Annotated in this window: 11 protein-coding genes and 2 pseudogenes; 4 read left to right on the forward strand and 9 right to left on the reverse strand. The window is 58.9% G+C overall.

Annotated features, from left to right (window positions below):
* Positions 1–100 precede the first annotated feature (100 nt).
* Positions 101–1767: pseudogene (locus GKZ67_RS01325) on the forward strand (formate--tetrahydrofolate ligase).
* 2 nt (positions 1768–1769) lie between these two features.
* Here the strand turns inward: GKZ67_RS01325 and GKZ67_RS01330 are convergent.
* The 4 genes from GKZ67_RS01330 to GKZ67_RS01345 form a co-directional block, all read right to left on the reverse strand.
* On the reverse strand, positions 1770–3341 hold the full coding sequence (locus tag GKZ67_RS01330) for a DHA2 family efflux MFS transporter permease subunit (RefSeq protein WP_173240815.1): 1572 nt from the start codon (positions 3339–3341) through the stop codon (positions 1770–1772).
* A 199-nt stretch (positions 3342–3540) separates the two neighbouring features.
* Positions 3541–5646: a M13 family metallopeptidase gene (locus GKZ67_RS01335; protein ID WP_173240816.1), complete on the reverse strand. Its 2106-nt coding sequence runs from the start codon at positions 5644–5646 to the stop codon at positions 3541–3543.
* Between the two features lie 254 nt (positions 5647–5900).
* Positions 5901–8156, reverse strand: coding sequence for a BamA/TamA family outer membrane protein (locus GKZ67_RS01340; protein WP_173240817.1), 2256 nt, complete (start codon positions 8154–8156; stop codon positions 5901–5903).
* Between the two features lie 225 nt (positions 8157–8381).
* Positions 8382–13604 (reverse strand): translocation/assembly module TamB, encoded by a 5223-nt coding sequence (locus tag GKZ67_RS01345; RefSeq protein WP_173240818.1) that lies wholly within the window; start codon positions 13602–13604, stop codon positions 8382–8384.
* Between the two features lie 166 nt (positions 13605–13770).
* Here GKZ67_RS01345 and GKZ67_RS01350 point away from each other — a divergent pair, with 166 nt between their 5' ends.
* Positions 13771–14745, forward strand: a complete 975-nt coding sequence (locus GKZ67_RS01350; RefSeq protein ID WP_173240819.1) for an AAA family ATPase — start codon at positions 13771–13773, stop codon at positions 14743–14745.
* 19 nt (positions 14746–14764) lie between these two features.
* Here GKZ67_RS01350 and GKZ67_RS01355 read toward each other — a convergent pair whose 3' ends face one another.
* The gene (locus GKZ67_RS01355) at positions 14765–15664 is read right to left on the reverse strand and encodes a hypothetical protein (RefSeq protein ID WP_173240820.1); all 900 of its coding nucleotides are present in this window, start codon (positions 15662–15664) and stop codon (positions 14765–14767) included.
* Positions 15665–15920: 256 nt separating this feature from the next.
* Here GKZ67_RS01355 and GKZ67_RS01360 point away from each other — a divergent pair, with 256 nt between their 5' ends.
* A complete protein-coding gene (locus tag GKZ67_RS01360; protein WP_173240821.1) occupies positions 15921–16193 on the forward strand; it encodes a hypothetical protein in 273 nt (90 codons plus the stop codon).
* A gap of 92 nt (positions 16194–16285) precedes the next feature.
* On the opposite strand, the gene GKZ67_RS22880 is transcribed toward GKZ67_RS01360, so the two are convergent.
* From GKZ67_RS22880 to GKZ67_RS01370, 3 genes are all read right to left on the reverse strand, one after another.
* Complete coding sequence (locus GKZ67_RS22880) at positions 16286–16981, reverse strand: glycosyltransferase (protein WP_254244997.1); 696 nt, start codon at positions 16979–16981, stop codon at positions 16286–16288.
* A complete protein-coding gene (locus GKZ67_RS22885; RefSeq protein ID WP_254244998.1) occupies positions 16978–17493 on the reverse strand; it encodes a glycosyltransferase in 516 nt (171 codons plus the stop codon). The genes GKZ67_RS22880 and GKZ67_RS22885 overlap by 4 nt, the downstream gene beginning before the upstream one ends.
* Before the next feature lie 73 nt (positions 17494–17566).
* Entirely contained in the window at positions 17567–18577 is a 1011-nt protein-coding gene (locus GKZ67_RS01370) for a gliding motility lipoprotein GldB (protein ID WP_173240822.1), read from the reverse strand.
* Positions 18578–18659: 82 nt separating this feature from the next.
* Here GKZ67_RS01370 and GKZ67_RS01375 point away from each other — a divergent pair, with 82 nt between their 5' ends.
* Entirely contained in the window at positions 18660–19343 is a 684-nt protein-coding gene (locus GKZ67_RS01375; RefSeq protein WP_173240823.1) for a porin family protein, read from the forward strand.
* 183 nt (positions 19344–19526) lie between these two features.
* On the opposite strand, the pseudogene GKZ67_RS01380 reads toward GKZ67_RS01375, so the two are convergent.
* Positions 19527–21136: pseudogene (locus GKZ67_RS01380) on the reverse strand (Rne/Rng family ribonuclease).
* Positions 21137–21415 lie beyond the last annotated feature (279 nt).

Here is a 21415-nt window from a genome sequence, read left to right on the forward strand (position 1 = left end):
GAAAGTAACGCCGGGTGAGCGCTCCGCCCGGCCGGCCGCTCGGACACAAAAGCACTGCTTTGCTGTTACACCCCCACCATTCGAGCCCATCAGAATAAGTATGACGGACATTGCAATTGCCCAAGCGGCCCCCATACAGCCAATTAAGCAGGTAGCTGCGCGCCTGGCCCTTGCCGAAGACGACCTGGAGCTATACGGAAAGTACAAAGCCAAGCTGCCGCTGCACCTCATTGATGCGGAAAAAATGGCCAAGTCCTACCTTATTTTGGTAACGGCGCTTACCCCCACGCCGGCCGGTGAGGGCAAGACCACGGTGTCGGTGGGCCTCTGCGACGGCCTTAACCGGATTGGTAAAAAGGCCATTGCCGTGTTGCGCGAGCCGTCGGTAGGGCCGGTTTTTGGGATAAAAGGCGGAGCCACCGGCGGCGGGCACTCGCAGGTTATTCCGATGGTGGATATCAACCTGAACTTTACGGGCGACTTCAGCGCCATAGAGAAGGCCAACAACCTGCTGGCGGCCCTCATTGACAATGCGCTGCAATACCCGACCCCGGCGCTCCGAATCGACCCGCGTACCGTAACGTGGAAGCGGGCCATTGATTTGAACGACCGCAGCTTGCGCGAAATAGTAATTGGCCTGGGGGCAAAGCCAACGGCGTGATGCGCAGCGACGGCTTCAACATCACGGCGGCGTCGGAGGTGATGGCCATCCTGTGTCTGGCCACCAGCCTGACGGATTTGAAAGCCAAGCTCGGGAACATTTTTGTCGGCTTCACCTACGATAATGAGCCGGTGTACGCCCGCGACCTGAAGGCAGAGGCCGCCATGACCATTCTGCTGCGCGATGCTATCAAGCCCAACTTGGTGCAGACCCTCGAAGGTAATCCGGCGCTGATTCATGGCGGGCCTTTCGCCAACATTGCCCAGGGTACCAATACCATTCTGGCAACCCGCATGGGGCTTTCGCTGGCCGATTATGTGGTAACGGAAGCCGGCTTCGGGGCCGACCTGGGCGCGGAGAAGTTTATGGATATCAAGTGTGGCTACGGCAACCTGGCGCCCCAGGCGCTGGTGCTGGTAGCTACCATTCGGGCGCTGCGCCACCACGGGGGCGCCACGCCGGCCGAGCTGAATACGCCCGACCTGGAAAAGCTGACCAACGGCTTTGCCAACCTGGAAAAGCACATCGAGAACGCCCGTAAGTTTGGGTTGACGCCCGTCGTGGCCATCAATCATTTCTTCACGGATACGGATGCGGAAGTGGCGCTGCTACAGCAGCTGTGCGAAAAAGCGGGGGTGCCGGCCGTGGTAAGCAAGAGCTGGGCCGAAGGCGGTGCCGGTGCCACCCAGCTGGCCGAAGCCGTATTGCAAAGCCTGGCCAGCGGCAGCAACCACTTTCGCCCGCTCTACGACTGGCAGCAGCCGGTGAAGGCGAAAATTGAAACCATTGCCCGGGAAATTTACGGGGCTTCCGGGGTCGATTATACGCCCAAAGCCGAGGCCGACCTGCGGCGTATTACTAAGCTGGGGCTGTCGGGTTTGCCAATCTGCATGGCCAAGACGCAGAAATCGTTTTCCGACAATGAAAAGCTTATCGGCCGCCCCACCGGTTTCCGCGTGACGGTGCGCGAATTTGAGCTGGCCACCGGGGCCGGCTTTCTTATTCCGCTGCTGGGCACCATGATGCGGATGCCGGGGCTGCCGGCTGTGCCCGCCTCGGTCGGGATGGACATTGATGCGGAAGGTGTTATTACGGGGCTATCGTAGGCTTAGTGCGCATCTGCCAAGGCTTTAGACGCCAGGGCAATTTCGGCAGCGGTTTTCTTGCGAGTACGCAGCAGGTAAGTCAGGGGCAGCACCAGCACGAAAAACAGGCCCACCAGCCGGAAGGTATCGAGGTAGGAAAGCAGGTAGGCCTGGCGGTCTACCTGCAAGTCCAGGATGCGATAAGCCTGCAGTACCGAGTTGCCCAGGTGCCGGAGGCGGTCCACGAGCAGCGGATTGCCGGGGTCGAGGTGGGCCACCAGGTCGGCGCGGTGCTGGGCATAGGCGCGGGCCACGTACGTATTGGCCAGCGCGATGCCGAAAGCCCCGCCGAGCTGCCTAATCATGTTGTTGAGGGCGATGGCCGCCGGAAAGTCTTTCGGTGAGAGCCCGGCCAGCGCCTGGTTAAGCAGCGGCAGCTGCAAGAGCGTCACGGCGATAACCCGCAGCACCTGCGCCCGGTAAAAATCCCAGGGCCCGGCCTGCCCGTTGAGCGTTCCGCTGTAGAAGCCAAACACGATGAAGAGCGAAGAGCCGGCGATGATGTAGGGCAGTGGTGAGTCGCCGGCCGACAAGCGGCGGCCGATGAGCGGGAACAAGGGCAGGCAGGTGAGCGTGGGCCAGAGCAGCGAAACGCCCGTCATGGTGGGGGTAAAGCCGTTGACGCGCTGCACCAACACCGGATACACAAACACGGAGGTAAACAGGCCCAGCCCGGCCACGAAGCTGAAAATGGTCGTCACGCCCAGCGTGCCCCGCCCCAGGATGCGCAGGTTGACGATGGGGTGCCGCGTGGTAAGCTGCCGGCACACAAAGCCGCCCAGCCCGGCTACCGCCAGCGCGCAGCACAGCCGAATGGCCTGGTCGTCGAACCAGTCGTCGGCCTGGCCTTTTTCCAGCACGTACTGCAAGCTCCCGACTCCCACTGCCAGCAGCGCGATGCCCAGGTAGTCAATCACAATCTGGCTTTTCCGCTGGCCCTCGCCCGGCTTTTTATCGATAAAAAAGAACGTGAGCAGGGCTGCCGCGATACCCACCGGCACGTTCACGTAGAAGATATACGACCAGTGGTAGTTGTCCACAATTAACCCGCCCAGCAGCGGGCCCAGTGTGGGACCCAGCACGATGCCCATGCCGAAGATACCGGCCGCTACCCCCCGTTGCCTAGGTGGAAAGGCGTCGAACAGAATACTTTGGGAAACGGAAAGCAGCGCCCCACCGGCCAACCCCTGCATAAAGCGCCAGCCTACCAGCTCAAGCAGGTGAGTGGAAGAGGCGCAGCCGTACGAGGCAATAGTAAACCCGATGATAGAAAACAGGTAGTAGTTTTTACGCCCAAAATACTCGGCCAGAAACCCGGTAAGCGGGATAATAATGACGTTGGCGATGGCGTAGGCGGTAATTACCCAGGCCACGTCTTCGATGGTGGCACCAATCGCCCCAGCCACTTGCGTGAGTGCCACGTTGACAATCGTCACGTCGAGCAGCTCCATCACTGCTGCTGTGATGGTCGTGACCACAATGATGATTCGTAGAAAGCCGGCGGGCGTACCCGCCACGGGCAGGGAAGGAGACATAAGAACCAGCCGAAAAGCAGAGGAAATCTTCGGATTGGTACCTAAAGCTTGCGGGCTCATGATATGTTGCCAAAGCGCTCCAAGTCTGGTGCCGGCTGGCGGCCACCTGCCCCAGTTTCCCGTTTGGTAGGTACGAAAAAGGGTGCCGGCAAAAGCCGGCACCCTCGCACAGTTAAAAACATTGTAAATATAATATATTCTACCAGATGACTGCCCGGTCAGTAGCTGTGCGCGTCATCTTATCGCCTTCCTTACAGCCGAAGGCCGCCTGAAACTGCGGCATGTTCATAATCGGCCCGATGGTGCGGTACTGGCCCGGCGAGTGCGGGTCAGTTTGAATCTGCTGGCGCAGGGCTTCGGGCCGGATATTAGTGCGGCGCAACTGCGCCCAGCTCATAAAAAAGCGCTGCTCGGGCGTGAAGCCGTCGTAGTTGGGGCGCGGGCCGCTGCCGTAGCGCTGCTGAAGCTGCTTTTCGAGCGCCCCGTACACGATGGTGAGGCCGGCAAAGTCGGCCAGGTTTTCGCCCATCGTCAGCTTGCCATTTACGTGCACCGAATCGAGGGGCGAGAAGGCGTCGTACTGGCGGCCTACTACAGCGGCGCGCTTGGTAAACTCGGCCGCGTCCTGGGGCGTCCACCAGTCGCGCAGGTTGCCGGCGGCATCGTACTGCCGGCCCTGGTCGTCGAAGCCGTGGGTCATCTCGTGGCCCATCACGCCGCCGATAGCACCGTAGTTCACAGCATCATCGGCCTTGGGGTCAAAGAAGGGCGGCTGGAGGTAGCCGGCCGGAAACACAATCTCGTTCAGCGGCGGGTTGTAATAGGCGTTGATGGTGGGCGGCGTCATGCCCCATTCGGTATGGTCGACCGGCCCGCCAAAGCGGGCCGCCTCGCGGCGGCTTTCCCAGAGGCGGGCGGCCAGGATGTTCTTGGTGTACGATTCGCGGCTGATATTCAGGGCCGAATAATCCTTCCACTTGTCGGGGTAGCCGATTTTTACGCGCAGAGCATTCAGCTTTTTTAATGCTTCTGCCTTGGTAGCCGCGCTCATCCAGGTGTTGGTCTGAATGTGCTCGGCTAGGCTGGCCTTTACGTTGCCGACCATCTCCAGCGCCTTCTGTTTCGCTGCGGGCGAGAAAGCCTTGTCCACGTAAAGCTGCCCAAATGCCTCGCCGATGGTGGCATCAGTTGCGGCCTGCACGCGCTTCCAGCGGGTGGTTTGCTGCTTGGCGCCGGTCAGCACCTGGTTGTAGCGGAAGCTGGCTTCGACGTAAGCGGCCGGTAGCGTGGCTGCTACCGAGCTCACCAGGTGCCAGCGCATATAGGTCTGCAAGTCGGCCAGCGGCTCCGTTTTGAGCAGCGTATTTACTTCGTCAAAAAACGCCGGCTGGCCCACAATCACTTCCTGCGCTTTGCCCAGCTGCATATCGGCCAGCAGCCTGGGCAGCTGCACGGCAGGGTAGCGCTGCGCGGCGGCCGGCAGGGTCATCTGGTTGTAGTTGGCCTGCGGGTCGCGTAGCTCCACGCGGCTGCGCGAGGCCTGCGCCAGTCGCTTCTCGATGCGCTCGACGGTGGCCGCGTTGCGTTGCGCCGTGGCCGCGTTATCACCCAGCAAGCCAAACACCTGCTGCATGTAGGCCTGGTAAGCTGCGCGGATTTTCTGCGTCCGGGCGTCGTCTTTCAGGTAGTAATCGCGGTCGCCCATCGTCAGGCCGCCCTGGTCGAGGCCAATGACGTAGCGCGTCGTATTCTTTTCATCTACCTGCACCCCACTCCGGAAGAAGGCGCCCGTACCCAGTTCCTGCTCATGGGCCACGAGGGCAGGCAGCTCGGCGCGGGTTTTGAGGGCCGCAATGCGGGCCAGCTCCGGCTTAAGCGGCGTGATACCGGCTTTTTCGATGGCTACCGTGTCCATGGCAGCGGCGTAAAAGTCGCCTACCTTCTGCGCGTTGGAGCCAGGCGCGGCGCTGCGGTTGGCCGCCGCTTCTTCGAGTATCTGCTTAAGCGTGGCCTGGGTGCGTAAGCCCAGCAGGTTGCGCGGACCCCAGCTGGTGGCGTAGCTGGGCACAGGATTAGCCTTGAGCCAGTTACCACCCGAAAACTCAAAGAAGTCATCGCACGGCGATACCGAGCGGTCGAGGTCGGCCATGTCGAGGCCCACGCCTTTAGGGTCGGGCGCGGCGGCCGGCGCAGCAGCTGGGGTAGTGGTGGCCGCGGCAGGTGGTGCGGCGGGGTGGCTGGTGGCACAGGCAGCTAGCGTAAGCAGGCTGGCGGCCAGCCACGGACGGGAAGCAGGAAGCGGCATAACAGAGCGAAAACGTGGGTAAACGTTTGGCAAGTTAAGCGCCGGGCGCACGGCAACGTACTGTAAGGTGGCAGAAAGCAGGGCTAGATGGCAGCTAGTCAGAACAGCTCCCAAGTTAATGCGCGGCGGGCGGCCAGCTGTTCGCCCGCCGCACACCAGTCAGATAAGGGTTGCAGCAATGTGCAAAACAACTTTAACCACTGTTTATTCTCTCGTGAATTCCTTAAGCTATTGACCACAAGGAAAATAATCCGTTAAAACGGATACCCAATGGCCAGGTTCAACCGGCCGGTCTTGCTGTCCGGGGTGCCATAGTTGGCCCGCAGCGGAATGGCGTAGTCGAAGCGAATGACGAAAAATTGCACGTCAATTCGTAGGCCAGCACCGGTGCCTACCGCCAGCTGATTTAGAAATTGACTGGCTACAAACTGCCCGCCCGGCCGCTGCGGGTCGTTGTTTACCAGCCAGATATTGCCGGCGTCCATGAATATAGCACCTTTTACATAGGGGAAGAGGTCCTGGCGGTATTCGATGTTGCCTTCCAGGCGTAGGTCGCCCACCTGGTCGTAGTAGCTGTTGACGATATCGGTGCCGGTGGGCTTGTACGAACCCGGGCCAATTTGCCGCGCCGCGAAGGCCCGGATAGAGTTGGGACCGCCAATGCCGTACTGGCGCAGGTAGGGTAGCGAGCCGCCCGAAGAGTTGCCGTAGGGTAAGCCAATCCCAAGCTGCAGACGACCTACAATGCGGTTACCCGACGTGGAATTGGGGCTGATACGGTAATATTCGCGTAGCTCAAGGTCAAATTTAGCATACTGCGCAAATCGCTGGCCCGCAATGGTATAATACTGGCCGGGCTCTTTGCTGCCGCCCGTTAGGCCGGCTAGCGCATTGGCTACGTTGCCGCTCACCTCGGCCTGTCCCTGAAAGAAAATCTGCTGGCGGCGCTTTTCCAGCATCTGCTGGTTGAAGGTGTAGCGGTAGGAACTGGCCAGGATGAACTGCGACTGATACGCCTGCTTCAGAAACGGCCGGGCGGCCAGCACCTGGTCGAAGGCCGGCGAGCTGGTGAAAGCATTATAAGCCACATCGACCAGCTTCAGCTCCTGCTCGTTGGTAATCTTGGTTTTCCAGCTGTAGCCGTAATTGAAGTTGTAGCTGGTGGTGCTGAAATAGCCCGTGCGCGATACGTAGCGAATGCCCGCCCCAAAATTGGTGCGCGGCTGGAAGTCGGAGCTAACCAGGCGTGGGTCGAGGAAAGGCAGGTCTGGGGCAATGAGGCGTGGTACAATAAGCTGAGCATTAATCCCAAACTCATTGGATATAAGGCCGGTATTGCTGCGGCTTTCGGCCCCGGCCGGCGCGCGGGTCGAGGTTTCGGTCGAGGCTACACCATTGATAATGAGCTGCTCAGCTCCATGCAGGGCCGAGCGGTTGCGGTAGCTCACGATGAGGCCGGGGCCGGTAAAGCCGTTGCTTTTGCTTACCAACTGCAGCTCGGCCCGCACACTTTTCTTGCGTAGCTGGGTCATGAGCACATCCGAGTCGAGACGGGCGCGGCCGGCCGAATCGCCGACCGTTGATGGCCGAAACTTGATTTCGACAAACCGGAAGGTGCCCAGGCTCATGAGGCGCGACAGCGTCTGGTCGCGGCGCTGCTGCCTGAACAGACTATCAGGGTATAAAAAGACGGCCCGCGTGATAGCTCGCGCCCGAAACACACTCTCATCCGGATAATACAGATACTTCTGAAACCGCACCGGCTCACGGTGAATGGTATCAGTCAGCATATAGTTCGTATTCAGGCTGATAGTGTGCAGCCAGTACGGCCGGGTGGCCTTGGCCGGTGCTTCAGGCTTTACCTTGTAATAAACGTTTACCTTGCCCCGTAGCGTGCTATCGACCTGGAAAAGTAGGTAGTTGGGATTGAAGTAATAATAGCCCTCGTTCTTCAGCGCCAGGTCGATTCGCACCCGCTCATTGGTCAGCACATCCAGGTCGTAGGGGTCGCCCGTTTTCAGCAGCGTACCCGCCTGCGTGCCCCGGATAGCCTTGTCAATCAGCGTGTCGCGGCCAGGAAAATGGATGTCCTGAATGATATACTGCTGGCCGGGGCGGGCAGTGTAGTTTATCTGGGCAGTGTTAGCTTTCGTAACTACTTCGCTCGTTACGGCGCCGTGAAAATAGCCCCGGTTCTGGAGGCGGTTTACCATCAGGTTGCGGGTATTCTGGGGCTGCGCCTGACTTAAAAGCACTGGCGCCTCGCCAAACTTATTGGCCAGAAAATGCCCGATGCCCTTCGATTTTCCCACGCCTAGGTGCCAGAAAAACAGCTTGGGCCGCTGGCCTAAAAACGAAAAGTTGGGCTTGGGCCGCTCCAGCGTGGTCAGCTCGGCTTGCAGCGCCTTTTGGTTTTTGAGCTTGGTAGGCGAGTCGATAATAACCTTGCTACCGGTATAGAGCTTCTGGCCTTCGGGTATGTAGCGCAGCCCCGAGCAGGAGGTAGCCAAAATCAGCAGGAAGAGAGAGCAGGAAAGGCCGAGGCGATAACCCGCGCTTCTTCTAAAAAGAACGTCATATTCAGCTTGCGAAGCATCCTGCCCGCTTCGTTGATTTCTCAACCTAACGACTCTCGACAAGATGCTTCGCAGGCTCAGCATGACGTTCTTTTTAGAGGTGCGAGGGATAATGTATATAGTACTTTCAGCGGATTCTAAGTTCCTCATTCCCAATTTCTAGTTCTTCTTGGTAGTATCGCGGCGTATGGCCCCGTTCGCAGCGGCCGTCGAGTCGTTGAGGTGCTGCTCGTGGCGCTTCTGCTCGTCTTTATCCTTCTTTTCCTGCTTGCTGTTCTGACGGCGCTCCTGCTTCACGTCGCGGCTCACTTTCTCAAATAAGTCCTTGAAGCTGTTGTAGTCGCGCTGAAAAACCAGTGAAGCGCCCGTAAGCACAATGGCCCCGTCGATATCTTCGTAGCTATTCTGGCGGTAGGCGCGCAGGCGCAGGCGGCCGTCGGCCAACAGTGTGTATTCGAGGCTGATATCGCCGGCGAAGTTGCTGGCGGCGCTGCTGCCCTGGGTGGCCTGCGTGCCGGTGTTGCCGCTCAGCGGCACGTCGGTGCCCAGGCGCACGGTGAGGCGGTTGTTGAGCAGCTGCCGGCGCACGGCCACGTTGAGGTCGGTGCGGCCCTGGGCCGAGCCGCTGCTGTAGTCGGCCTGGTTGGTCACGCCCAAATCAATACCCAGTCCGGCCAGGTACTTGCCGGTCAGGTTCTGGAGCTGGTCGGTGAGCACCTGGCTGACCGAGCCGCGCAGCTGGCTGGCCACAATGCCCTCGCCGGCCGTGGTTTCAAACGGATTCTGCTGAATAAAGCGCCCCAGCACCAGCAGCGAAAATACCTGCTTGCTCAGCTCCGAAGTCTGGCTGGGCTGGCGCAGGTTGCCGAGCACGGCCTCTACCTCGGCCCCCACGGGGCTGCTGGTCGAGCTGGCCGGCTGCGTGATATCAAACCCGATAGTCGGCTTGCTAAGCTGGTCAGTTACTTTAATCAGCACATTGAATGGCATCAGGTTGCGCGATACCGTGCTGGCTGTGGGGTCGAGGGTGCCCTGCGCGGCCAGCAGGTCGGCGGGGGCCGCTTTCACGCGGTAAGCGGCCGTCAGGTTGAGGTCGGCGTTGTAGGGGTCGCCGGTCCACACCAGGTACGAACCATTGGAAATGGTGAACTCCCTGGTAGCCAGGCCATAGAGCGAGAGCTTGTACTTGCCCCGGCGCACGTCGAGGCGGCCGGTCAGCGTCAGGTTGCCGCTGGGGTCGAGGGTAGTAGTGAGCGTGCCGGCGGCCCGCACGCGCAGGTTGTCGCCGCTCACCGGGTCTACGATAATGGTGAAAGGGGTCTTATCGGTTATCGTAATCGTGGCCGTCAGGTCGTAGCCAAACGAGCTGGTATTGGCCGAGTCAGGCTCGACCTCGGCTACTAGATGGGGCTTGGGTTTGGGCTTGAGGTCCACAAACTGCACGATGCCTTCGCGGGCTACCACGCTGGGGTCGGCGGCGGGGTTTTCCACTGTCAGGTCCGAGCCTTCGTCTACCGTGGCGCGGGTATCAATCTTAATCAGTGACAGCGGCCCCGTCAGGCGCGTATCCGAATCGGCCACCAGGCGACCGTAGTAGAGTGTATTGGCCTTGCTGCGCTTGCTCTTGACCGCCAGAAACTTAGTAGTTGTTACGTGCAGGTCAAACGCGTAGTCAAGCAGGTTTTTGGTAAGCAGGTAGCCATTGGCCACCGCCTTGTTGCCAGCCGAGTCGAGCACCGTAAAGTTGTTGAAGGCAATGCCTTTATCATCGAAGGTCACGGGCTGGCTCACCAGCCGGAACGGCGAGCCGAGCTGCGGCACTACGAAGCTGGCATCGGTCGAGGTTGTGAGCTGGCCGCGTACCTGCGGCGCGCTGGTGGTGCCGGCTATCGTCAGCTGCCCGCTCACAAAGCCGGTACCCTGACTCAGCTGCCCGGCCGAGAAGGGCTCGGCCGTTTTCACGTTCAGCCGCGCCACGTCTGCCACGAAGTTGAGTGGTGTGTTGCCGGTGGTCTGGTACGCGCCATGCACCGTCACGTCGTTGCCCCCGCCGCCGGTGAGGCGGGCATTTACGTCGTAGCGGTCGGCCACGGGGTTGCTGGCCTGCAAAGCCAGGTCGCCCAGTACGATTTTGTTATATAGTAAATCCTTAATGGTGAGGTTAGCCGTGAAGGCTTGCTTTTTGGTGCCCAGGCCCCGCGCCACGGCTTCGCCGTTCAGCGTGCCGCCCAGGGTAGAGTCGGCCCGCCCGAGGGCGCGGCTCACGATGCCCAGATTGAACTGCTCGAAGCGCACAGCCAGCGGCGAGGTGTTTACGGCCGGGTCCTGGCTTTGCACCACCAGCGTCGAACTGCCGTTGCTCAGGCGCAGGGCGTTGGCCACGATGGTGCCGTCGGCATTGTAGCGCACATAGTTGCCCGCGCCGGCCGTCCACTTGTCGTAGTTGATAATCTGGTCGGGGGCGGCCACAAACTGATAGGCATCGTGGCCGTGCTGCTCCAGCGCTTCCACCGTACCAGCCAGCGCCAGCCGCTCGCGGTTGCTGCTGTCGCCTAGTATAGCCACGCGGGTATTTATCTTATTGTCAGCCAGAAAGCCAACTACACTGGGCCGGCGCAGGGTCAGGCTGGTGTCCTGGCGGGCGCGGGCCAGACGCAGCGCGTAGTCAAGCTTACGCGGGTCCGAGTTCACGTCCAGCTTCAGCGAGTCGAGCCGGTAGTTGTTATATCTGATAAACCTAATATTGGTCTGGGCCGTGAGGCGGGCGGCGGCGCGACTGTAGTCGCCGGCCAGCGTGAAGGGCGACAGCCGCTTCAGCCCCGTCACAAACTGCGTAAGCATGCGGGGCCGCTTTACGCGCAGTGAATAAGTAAACTGCTGATTACCATTCGGATTGCGGAAGGGCGTCACGCCGTCGAGGTGGAAGTAGCGGTTGATATGCTGCTTGAGCTCGGTAGCAATATCGCCCAGGTGCACGTTGCCGTCAAGCTTCGCCGCCGCTACGTTCGAGTTGAAGTCAACTGCCGTGCGGCTGGCCGTTTGCACAATGCTGCCGCGCACCGAATCGAGCGCAAACGGCTGCTTGTCTTTTACAACTACAATGTGATTGCCGCTGAACGTGCCGTTTATCGTGTTCAGGCTGGAGCCGCGCAGATTAGCCGCCAGGTCGCCTTTCACTTGCAGACTACCGCCGGTATAAAAGCCCAGCGCCGAGAGGTTTACGCCGCGCAGGTTCAGTGAGGTTACTTCGTAGCTGGGGTTTTTGGCGTCGCGCAGGTTCACCACGGCCTTCAGGTCGAGGTCGAGGTTGGGGTCAGAGTGGCTGCTGGCGGCGATGGTGTATTTACTCCGGTCGATATCCACGGCCGTGGTTACGCCGTGGTAGGTGTAGCCATTATATCGTGCGCTTTGAATATTGGCGGTGAGCTTGCCCACCAGCGTGCTGGGGTCTTGCAGATTACCCGTGGCATTAATGCGCCCGGTGCCCGTGATGGGCCCCAGCGTCGGGTTTTTCAGCAGCTTGCCCGCATCAAAGCCTTGCACCGCAAAGGTGCCCACCAGCGGCTGCTGGCCATTGGCCTGCTTGGCCCCCAGCTTACCCGAAAAGGCCACGTTGCCGTAGGTCGAGCGCAGCTTCAGGTTGGTAGCGAAAGCCAGCGTAGTGGGTCGTCCCTTAAAGGTGCCGCTCAGCGAAAGGGTAGGGGGAATACTAATATTGTCGGGCACGGTGCCCTTGGGCAGCACGCTCAATAAATCGGCCCGCGTGGTGCTGAAGCGCTGAATATCCAGGTCGGTATATAGGCGGCCGTCCACGTTGGGCAGGCCCACAATATGCGCCCGCCGCGCCTGCACCACCGTATTGCGTAGCCCCACAAAATCAAAGTTCTGAATAGTTAAGTCGCCCAGCCGGCCGCTCACCAGCCCGCTCAGCAGCACGCTTTGGTTGGGGCCGGTGGTGAAGGGCGGCGTGCCAGCCAGGCTCGGTACCAGGTAAAGCACGTCGCGGAAACCCAGGCGGGTATTGCGCAAATCGCCGCTCAGCCCCAGGTTGGGCAGGTCTTTTGCAATAGCGCTCAGGCTTTTATAGCGCATGCCCAGGCTGCGCTTAATACGGGAGTTGGGCGTTATCAAATCGAGGCTGTCGAGGCGAATCTGCACCGAATCGTACTCCACATTGGCCCGCGCCGAGCTGATGGCAAAGCCGCTCTGGTCCTTGCCCGCCAGGTCGTCAATCTTTACCGTAGTGCGGTTGTCGGTAAAGGTTAAGTCACGGGTATTCAGCACCAAATCCGTGAAGTGCAGGTGGCTGTAGTCGAGCGCCGGGTAGCGGCTTTTCAGCCTGGGGTCGTTGAAATTATCAAAATTCACCGCCAGCTGGCTGATGTCCGACTGATTGAGCGTGACGCGCCATTTCAGGGGCTCGACGGTGGCCTGCTGCACGGCGGCATCCACTTTGCGCACAGCCTCGGCAGGGTTGATAACGCGCTGCGCTACCGGCACATTCTTGTTCTGAGAATAAGCAAACGTGGTGTTCTTAAGCGTCAGCTTATCCAGGTCGATGTGCTCTTTAATCAGGTCGATATTTTTGGTTGTCACGTCGGCCAGCCCGATACGGGTGTCGAGGTACTGCGCCGCCGGGGCGTTTTTATAGGTAAAGCCCACGTCTTCCAGCGTGGCCTTATGAAGGCCGAATGTGAGGCTCAGCGGCTTAGTGGGCTGGTTGGCGGCCAGCTGCGGAGCAGTTTTGGTCTGGTCCATACGGATAAACGAGTGCCGTAGCGCCGCGTTATCCACCTTATAAACCGAGTTATTCACATCTACCTCGTCCATGTTCACGAGCAGGTCGCCGAGCTTAGCCCGTAGGTCGGAGCCGGCCACCTGGTCTTGCTGCGTAAACAGGATATTGCTCAGGTGCACCTTGCCGATATCGTACTTCAGGGTCGACTTAGCCGTATCGGCCGGCGTGGCCGGGCTGCTGAATGCCTTGATAATAAAGTCGTAGTTGTTGACGCTGTCCGGCTCGGTGCGGGTCAGGCGCACGCGGCCATTTTCCAGCTCCACATCCTTGATATTTACCTGCTTGTGCAGCAAGGCAAAAATATCGATGCTCACGCCCAGGTGGCCCACCGAAAGCAGCGTATCGCGCTGCTGGTCGGCCATATACACATTGTCGAAGTTTATAGCGTGGCGAAAATCGGTGCGAAAAGTGCCGAGGCGCACTTCGGTGTGCAGCTTATCGCGCAGGTAGCCTTCGGCCCGGCGGGCCACAAAGTCCTGGCCCGATGGAAATTGCAGGTACACTACTATCCCAATCACGGCCAGCAGCACCAGCGCGATTAACCCAAAAATTACGTACAAAAAGCGTCGTAGATAGACTGACACAGGCAGAGAAAAGGTGAGTGAAACCGGACGCGACCCCCGAAACAAACAGAATGCAAGCTTTCCAAACGAAATTTTGTAGGTCGGGGTTGGCTTTTGCGCCACTCAATAGGGTGCCCTACCGGATGTTTTAGCCGAGCAAATGGCCCTGCGGCTGTTACTTTGTTCTATGCAGCCTATTTCCGCCACCGATTACCGTCCGCTCATTCGCCAGGCTTTTGCTGAGATGGAAAAAGTAGTGGTGGGGCAGCACGCCCTGGTGAGTCGCTTGCTGATTGGGGTATTTACCGGGGGCCATATTCTGCTCGAAGGTGTGCCGGGCCTGGCCAAAACGCTCACCGTTTCGACCCTGGCCCAGGTGCTGCATCTGCATTTTCAGCGCGTGCAGTTTACCCCCGACCTGCTGCCCTCCGACCTCGTGGGCACCATGATTTACAACCAGAACCAATCGGTTTTTGAAGTCAAAAAGGGGCCTATCTTCGCTAACCTCGTGCTGGCCGATGAGATAAACCGCTCGCCTGCCAAGGTGCAGAGCGCCCTGCTCGAAGCCATGCAGGAAAACCAGGTCACGATTGGCGACCAGACGTACACGCTCGACCGGCCTTTCTTGGTGCTGGCTACCCAGAACCCGGTGGAGCAGGAGGGAACCTACCCCTTGCCGGAAGCCCAGGTCGACCGCTTCATGCTGAAGGTGCACGTCGATTACCTCAAGAAAGCCGACGAGCTGGAGGTAATGCGGCGCATGGCCAACATGGGCTTTCAGGGCAATGTGCAGCCCGTGCTTACCAGGGAGGATATTTTTGGCATCCGCGACCAGATAAATCAGGTGCAGATTTCGGATACGCTCGAAAAGTACCTCATTGAGCTGGTGTTCGCTACCCGCCGGCCGGCCGACTACGACCTGCCCGAGTTTGCGCAGGCCGTGCAGTTTGGGGCCAGCCCTCGCGCCAGCATTGCCCTGCACCGCGCCGCCCGCGCCGTAGCCTACCTCGACGGCCGCGACTACGTGCTGCCCGAAGACATTAAAGATGTAGCCGAAGACGTGCTAAATCACCGAATATTAATGACCTATGAAGCGGAGGCCGATGGCATCCGTACGCACGACCTGATTGAGGCGATTCTGCGTAAGGTGCCGATTTCGTAATTTGCTGGTTACGAGCCTGCTAGTGGCCGGCAGCCGGCATCTGCCAGTAGCGGCCCAGCAGCTTCAGCAACGTGCGCTGCCACGACGGGCATTCGCGGTACGCCATCTCAGCCCGGTGCAGCTGCGCAAGGTTAAGGGCCGTAGCTCGCGCATAAAACTCATCCAGCGACTTGCCGGCATACGCTCGGAGCAGTTGCGCCAGCTGCGGGCGGGCGGCTTTCAAATTCCAATAATGGAGCACGTAAGGGGCCGCCTCGCGGATAGGCCCCGTCTTTTCGAGCCACAATCCGAATGCCAGCTGCTCCATCATATGCTTGTTATAAGTGGCATATAGCTGGTCGGCCAGTGCTATTACTTCGTCCACGCGCGTAGCCGCCGCCGACAGCAAGCCAATTACCCCTGAGTTATATAAGACAGTGTTTTTCGTAACGGTATACTGGTTTTCACCCACCACAAACGGGTGATTTTTCAGGTGCCGGTATACTTTTCGGCTCAGCTGGTTGCCAGTAGCCAGCAGCCCTTCGCAAACGTGCATGATGCACTGGCCTTTCTCTATAGGAGTGAAGAGCGGAGCCGGGTCGGCAAGCCAGATAGTATCGGTATCGACGAAAAGCAGGTTGCCGGGGTAGTGCCGCCCGGCATGGCTCAACACGCCCGCCTTCAGCAAATAAATCTTATTGCTGCTGCCCCGCCAGCTTTGCCATTCGGCCGGGGTCACGTTGGGGTAGATAATGCCGGCACGGTCGCCGAGTACCTGGTTAAACGAAGCTGGCGAGTCGGTATAAACCAGTAGCTGCGCGGGCTGCTGCGCTGCCTTATAATATGAAAGAATACTATATAATGCCTCTGCCTGAAGCTCTTCGGAGCCGTAAGCCAGGTAGATGATATAGCATGGAGCGCTGGTCACGAGGTCGTACAAATAGGTGGAACTGGTAGGGCAACCTGCAATATAAAAGACAAAGCAGCACTCATATGCTTTGCCAGCAGCGCGACGGCTACTATCTGAATACCGTCCTTAATATATAAAATACTATTCTTTCCCAGACTCGCTGCTTAGGTGAACGACGCATGTAGACTAATCTCAACCTTTGCACGGCGTGTTGCGTTAACGGCAAAACGAAAGCGGTTTCTACCGAGGCCAGCTTTGCTTCTTTTCCACCGAAAATTCTTTTATCATGAAAAAGCTCCTTGTTCTTGCTGCCCTGCTTACAACGGGTGCCTATTCGGCCAGCGCGCAAAGCACTACCACGACTACTACCCGCCAGACCACCACTACGCCAACTACTGTCGGGACGCCTATGCAAGTGATGCCGGCCACGCCGTCGAGCAATACTGTGGAGTCAACCACGACCACGGTAAACCCTAACACTACTACGGTAGCTCCTAACACGGTAGTAGTACCCGGTGCCCGCGTAAAAAGCAACGGCCGTAAGGTGAAAATCAAGTAGTCGTAAAGACGCAGATTCCTTTTTTGCTAAAAGCCCGGCTGCAACGAGTTGCAGCCGGGCTTTTTCGTTGCGTTCCGCAACGTAGCGCCCGCTTACAGTGGCCGGGCGGCACGTTCTAAAATCTGCCGCATTTGACCGGCCAGTGCCAGGCGGTCAAATTGAGCTATTGCCAGCTGCCGGCCGCGCTGGCCGGCTTCCCGGCGGCTTTCGGTAGCTGCCAGTATGGCTCCCAGCCGCGTGGCCAGCGCCGCCGCATCGCCGGCCGGCGCATACCAGCCGCAGCCATGCCTGGCAACCAGGGCTTTAGTCCACCCGTTGTTGGTCACAATTATCGGCGTGCCCACGGCCAGGGCGTCGTAGAGCTTGGCGGGCGAGTTAGTGTCCAGCACGGGCATATCCAGAAATGATACCACGGCTACCTCAGCCAGCGCGAACCAGCTGAAGACCGCGTGCCGTGGCTGCGCCCCCACCAGCCGAATCCGCCTCGGCCAGCGGGCGGCAGCGGCGGCTACGAGCGGCGCATAGTAGCCGTGGCCCAAAAACAGGAACGTGGCCGCCGGGTCGGCAGCCACCAGCTGCTCGGCAGCGGCAATTACCGTCGGCATGTCATTGGCCCGGCCAAAGGTGCCGGCATAGAGCACTACCTTTTGCCCTTCCAGGCCCTGGACTCGGCGCAGGGCGGCCACGGCTGCCGGGGTGGCCCGGGCAGCCAGGTCGAGGTCGGTGCCATTAAGCAGGGTGGTAATGTTGCTTTCCGCAATGCCCAGGCCGGCTATGTAGGCACTCATATCGGGCGAGAGCGGCACAATATGCGCCGCGCTTTCGTAGAGCCGCTTTTCCAGCGCAAATAATTGGCGGCGCGCCAGGGCGGTCGGAACGGCCCCATGGCAACCGGAAAAGAGGGCCACAGGTCCTGAACCTCAAATACCCACGGTACCTGCCAGCGGCGAGCCACGCGGGCGGCCGCCCAGGCCGCCGTCAGCGGAGTACTGATGCCCCAGACCACGTCGGGCCGGTCGATGCGCCGTCCGGCCCGCACCGCCCAGGCTGCATATTGCGCAAAGGCCAGCGCCCGGCGCGCCGGCCCCATTTTGTTTTCATACGGAATCGCCGCTTCGCGTAACTCTACCCCTGGTGGTACCCAGGCAAACTCCTGGGTCAGCTGCTGGCTTCGCCAGGCCGGCGTAGTCAGCAGCGTCAGCCGATGATGCTTGGCCAGCTCAGCCAGCAGCGTGTAGTGCCGGCTGGTGGCCGGGCAGTCGGGGCTGGTATGGTACTGGCTGAAAACGGCGATGTGCATGGTACCTGATTAGGCAGGAAAATCAAGTTCTTGTGGCCGGTAAGCCTGTAGTACCATACGTTCCTATTCCGCCTTATTTCTTGGGCCGGTAGTGCGAGTCGTTGAGCAGGCGCTGCGCATCTTTTTGCGCCATGAGTTGGGGCAGCGTCACATCGGCGTGCTCGCTCATATACTTGCGTACTATCTGCAAGCCCACCCACTGGCCCACGCGGCCAGGGCAGGTGCGGTCTATCTCGGGCACATTAGGCCGCTCCCCCACGTATTTCTGAATCACAAACGGCGTAGTGGTGTACAGCAGGTTGTTTTCCAGAAAATGACCCCAGATGCGGGCTTCATTAAACTTTACGTTTTTCAGCTCTTTGCCCGAAAAGCCGATAAGCAGCGAGTCTGGGGTGCAGGGCAGCATCTGACCGGCAAAGTAGAGGCGCTTGCCCTGGTCTACCATCTGGTCGAGCATAGAGGTAGCGGTGAGCTGATGGCGGTTGTATTTGCTCGATACAGCCAGGGCCAGCGTGGGCAGCACGTAGGCCGGCCGGTAGCGCCGCAGCATATAGCCGGGCAGGTCGGGCCGATAGCTAGCCTGCGGACCGGCAAACCAGTCGAGGCTGATTACCAGCAGACTGTCATTTACATAGATGTCCTTGCCCATCAGCCCGCTTACATACGTAGCGGCTACGGCCGGCGCTTTAAAGTCGGGAAAATAATACTTCACCCGCCCAAACAACGTCCCCAACTCACGGCGCAGCCCGGCCGAATCGGCAAACGCGGCCGCAGTTTGCTGGCTCAGCTTCTGCAAAGCCGGGTTGGTAGCCAGCTGCGCCAAAGCCTTGGCCAGCGTATCGGTCGGGGCCTGCCCGGCCTGCAGATAATAGCGGGCAAAAACGGGATTAGCCCGGATAAACTGCAACCCTTCGGCCGGATTCTTAATCCGGAAGAAAGGCCGTTCGAGGTGGCGCAGGTTCACCGGGGCGGCCGGGGCATTGCTGGCCGGGTTGGGGCGGCACCCGCCTTCCGGGTCGCGCTGGCAACCGGCCAGCAGCCCTGCTGCCAGCCCCATACTCACGATAAAAGCAGATACTTTCAAGCTGTAGCTATTTTTGCGTAAAAATACACCCTTCTGGTGCCCACCTGCGTTTAGGACCACCAACCTTTACCTATTCTTATCCATGAAGAAAATTCTGCTCACTGCGGCGGCGATGGCCCTCACTTCTACTGCCTTTGCTCAGGTCGAGATTGGCCTGAAGGTATCGCCTTCTATCTCGTACTTCCGGACCGGCTCACCATCCGGCACCTCATTCCAAAGTGAGAGCAGCAAGTTCAGCTTTGGGGGTGGCGTATTTCTGGATTACTTCTTCGGCGAAAACTATGCTTTTAATACCGGTTTGTTTCTGACCGGTAAAGGGGGAACGTTCTCTTACCTGGAAAATGGTGTAACGCCAACTCCGGGCGCACGGGTCAGCCAAAAAATTGCTATTCAATACCTGGAAATACCCCTGACACTGAAGTTGTTTACCAACGAAGTAGCTCCGGCTACCCGGCTGTATTTTCAGGTAGGTGGCTCGGTGGGCTTTCCGGTTTCAACGCGCGTCAATGGGGATAAATTCTATACCGACCCCTATAATGGCAATGCGCAAACCGATGCTTCAGCCCACGTTTTCCCGGTCGATGCCGGGCTGATTGGCGGCCTCGGCCTTGAATATCAGCTGGGTAAAAGCACTAAAGTGCTCACCGGCCTCAGCTACCACCACGGCCTGGTCAACCTCGACCACTACTTTGAGCGCACCCGGGGCTTTAGCGATGTCACTATCAAAAACAGCGTTTTTGCCCTGGACCTGGGGTTGAAATTCTAGACCGCAGATTTAGCAGATTATTCGGATTGAGCGGATTTTGTTGGCGAAGCTGTTCCGCGCAGCTTCCTGACTACCTCCAATGTAGCGAAAATAAAGAGGGCCACCCATCGGGTGGCCCTCTTTATTTTCGCTAAGACTGTGGCAATCGTCTACAAAATCCGCTTAATCCGAATAATCTGCGGTTCAGACATCCTCCACTACCACTTCCCGGTCCTGCGCCCTGGCCATGGCACCGGCCGCCGAGTGTAGCTCAATCTGCTCGCCGTGCTCGTCCTCGATACGGAAATCAGTGAGCCCCAGGGCAGTATCTTTCATCACCTTCACCCACTTGTAGTATTTTAAATACCACTTCATCTGGCGGCTTACCAGGCCTTTGGTATAGTAAGCATGCAGGAAAGGGTGCACATACAGCGTAATGCCCGCCTGATTTTGATTTACCAGCAGGTCGTCGATGCTATTGTCAATCTCGTCGGTTACCTGAATGGAGGCCGAAATCTTGCCCGTGCCGCCGCAGGTGGGGCACACCTCGCCGGTGATGATGGTTTCGGCCGGCCGCACCCGCTGCCGGGTTATCTGCATCAGGCCAAACTTGGTAATGGGCAGGATGGTGAACTTGGCCTTGTCCTGCTTCATGATGTTGTACACCGCGTCCTCCACCTTCTTGCGGCTTTCAGCGGCCCGCATGTCGATAAAGTCTACCACGATGATGCCCCCATATCGCGCAGGCGCAGCTGCCGGGCCACTTCTTTGGCGGCCAGCAGGTTAATCATAAGGGCAGTGGCCTCCTGGTCGTTCTCCTGGTTGCTCTTCGAGCCCGAGTTTACGTCTACTACGTGGAGCGCCTCGGTATGCTCAATTACCAGGTAGCCACCGCCGGGCACACTCACTGTTTTGCCAAACAGCGTCTTAAGCTGCTTCTCAATGCCCAGGTGCTCAAATACTTTAACTTTGGTGTTGTGCAGCTTTACAAGCCCCACGCGGTCGGGCGCTATTTTGTGCACATACTCCTTCATCTCCTCAAAGCGGGCCGGGGTATCCACCACAATCGAGTCGAACGACTCGTTGAGCATGTCGCGCAGCATGGAGGAAGTGCGGCCCAGCTCCCCCAGCATTTTATCGCGGGGCTGGCCTTTGCGTAGGTTGGCATAGAGCGTTTCCCAATTTTCGACCATGCTTTGCATGTCGCGGTCGAGCTCGGCCACCTCGTGCCCTTCGGCCACGGTACGAATGATTACCCCAAAGCCCTCGGGCTTAATGCTGGCAATGAGACGCTTAAGCCGGTCGCGCTCAGCCTTGCTCACTATTTTCTTCGACACCGATATGCTGTTCGTAAACGGCATCAGCACGAGGTAGCGGCCGGCCATCGAAATGTCGGTGCTCACGCGTGGCCCTTTCGTCGAAATCGGCTCTTTTACTACCTGCACGAGCAGATTCTGGCCTTTTTTGAACACGCTGTCGGCCTTGCCCACTTTTTCAAGCGGAGCTTCGAGCTTAAAATTCTCCAGGCCCGAGGTCTGGGTCTGGTGCTTCAGCACGCTACCTACCCATTTAGTAAGGGAAGGAAATTGCTCGCCTAAGTCGCCGTAGTGCAGAAAGGCATCTTTTTCGGAGCCAATATCCACAAAAGCTGCGTTCAGGCCGGGCATTACCTTGCGCACGGTCCCCAGGAAGATATCACCTACCGCATAGTTGGTGTCGTTACGGTCGAAGTGATACTCAATCAGCCGCTTATCCTGGAGCAAGGCAATCCGCTCCCCCTCGGGAGTAGAGTTGATAATTAATTCATTGCTCAACGTAGTAAGTTGGTTAAAGTAGCCTGCCCGGCCCCGAAGGCTCGAGTGGATTGCCCCGAAACTGGCAAAAGGGAAGCCAGGACCAGTAGTGTCCCAGCTTCCCTCGCGAGCCACGGCTACTGCCCCAAGCGGGCAGTCCGGCACACCACGGTAGTCGTCCGCGTGGCGGAGGCTACGTGAGAGATAAGCAGGCAATGGCTGCTTACGCAACACACTGCCTGCCTCTTACTCCGCACTAAGTCAGAAGATTACTTCTTCTTGTGGCGGTTCTTGCGTAGG

The organism is Hymenobacter sp. BRD67 (assembly GCF_013256425.1).
GTDB lineage: Bacteria > Bacteroidota > Bacteroidia > Cytophagales > Hymenobacteraceae > Hymenobacter.

Coding starts and splice junctions, on each gene's coding strand:
- GKZ67_RS01330 (WP_173240815.1), bottom strand. CDS start 3,341: ATGTCTCCTTCCCTGCCCGTGGCGGGTACGCCCGCCGGCTTTCTACGA.
- GKZ67_RS01335 (WP_173240816.1), bottom strand. CDS start 5,646: ATGCCGCTTCCTGCTTCCCGTCCGTGGCTGGCCGCCAGCCTGCTTACG.
- GKZ67_RS01375 (WP_173240823.1), top strand. CDS start 18,660: ATGAAGAAAATTCTGCTCACTGCGGCGGCGATGGCCCTCACTTCTACT.
- GKZ67_RS22885 (WP_254244998.1), bottom strand. CDS start 17,493: ATGCACATCGCCGTTTTCAGCCAGTACCATACCAGCCCCGACTGCCCG.
- GKZ67_RS01350 (WP_173240819.1), top strand. CDS start 13,771: ATGCAGCCTATTTCCGCCACCGATTACCGTCCGCTCATTCGCCAGGCT.
- GKZ67_RS22880 (WP_254244997.1), bottom strand. CDS start 16,981: ATGAGTGCCTACATAGCCGGCCTGGGCATTGCGGAAAGCAACATTACC.
- GKZ67_RS01360 (WP_173240821.1), top strand. CDS start 15,921: ATGAAAAAGCTCCTTGTTCTTGCTGCCCTGCTTACAACGGGTGCCTAT.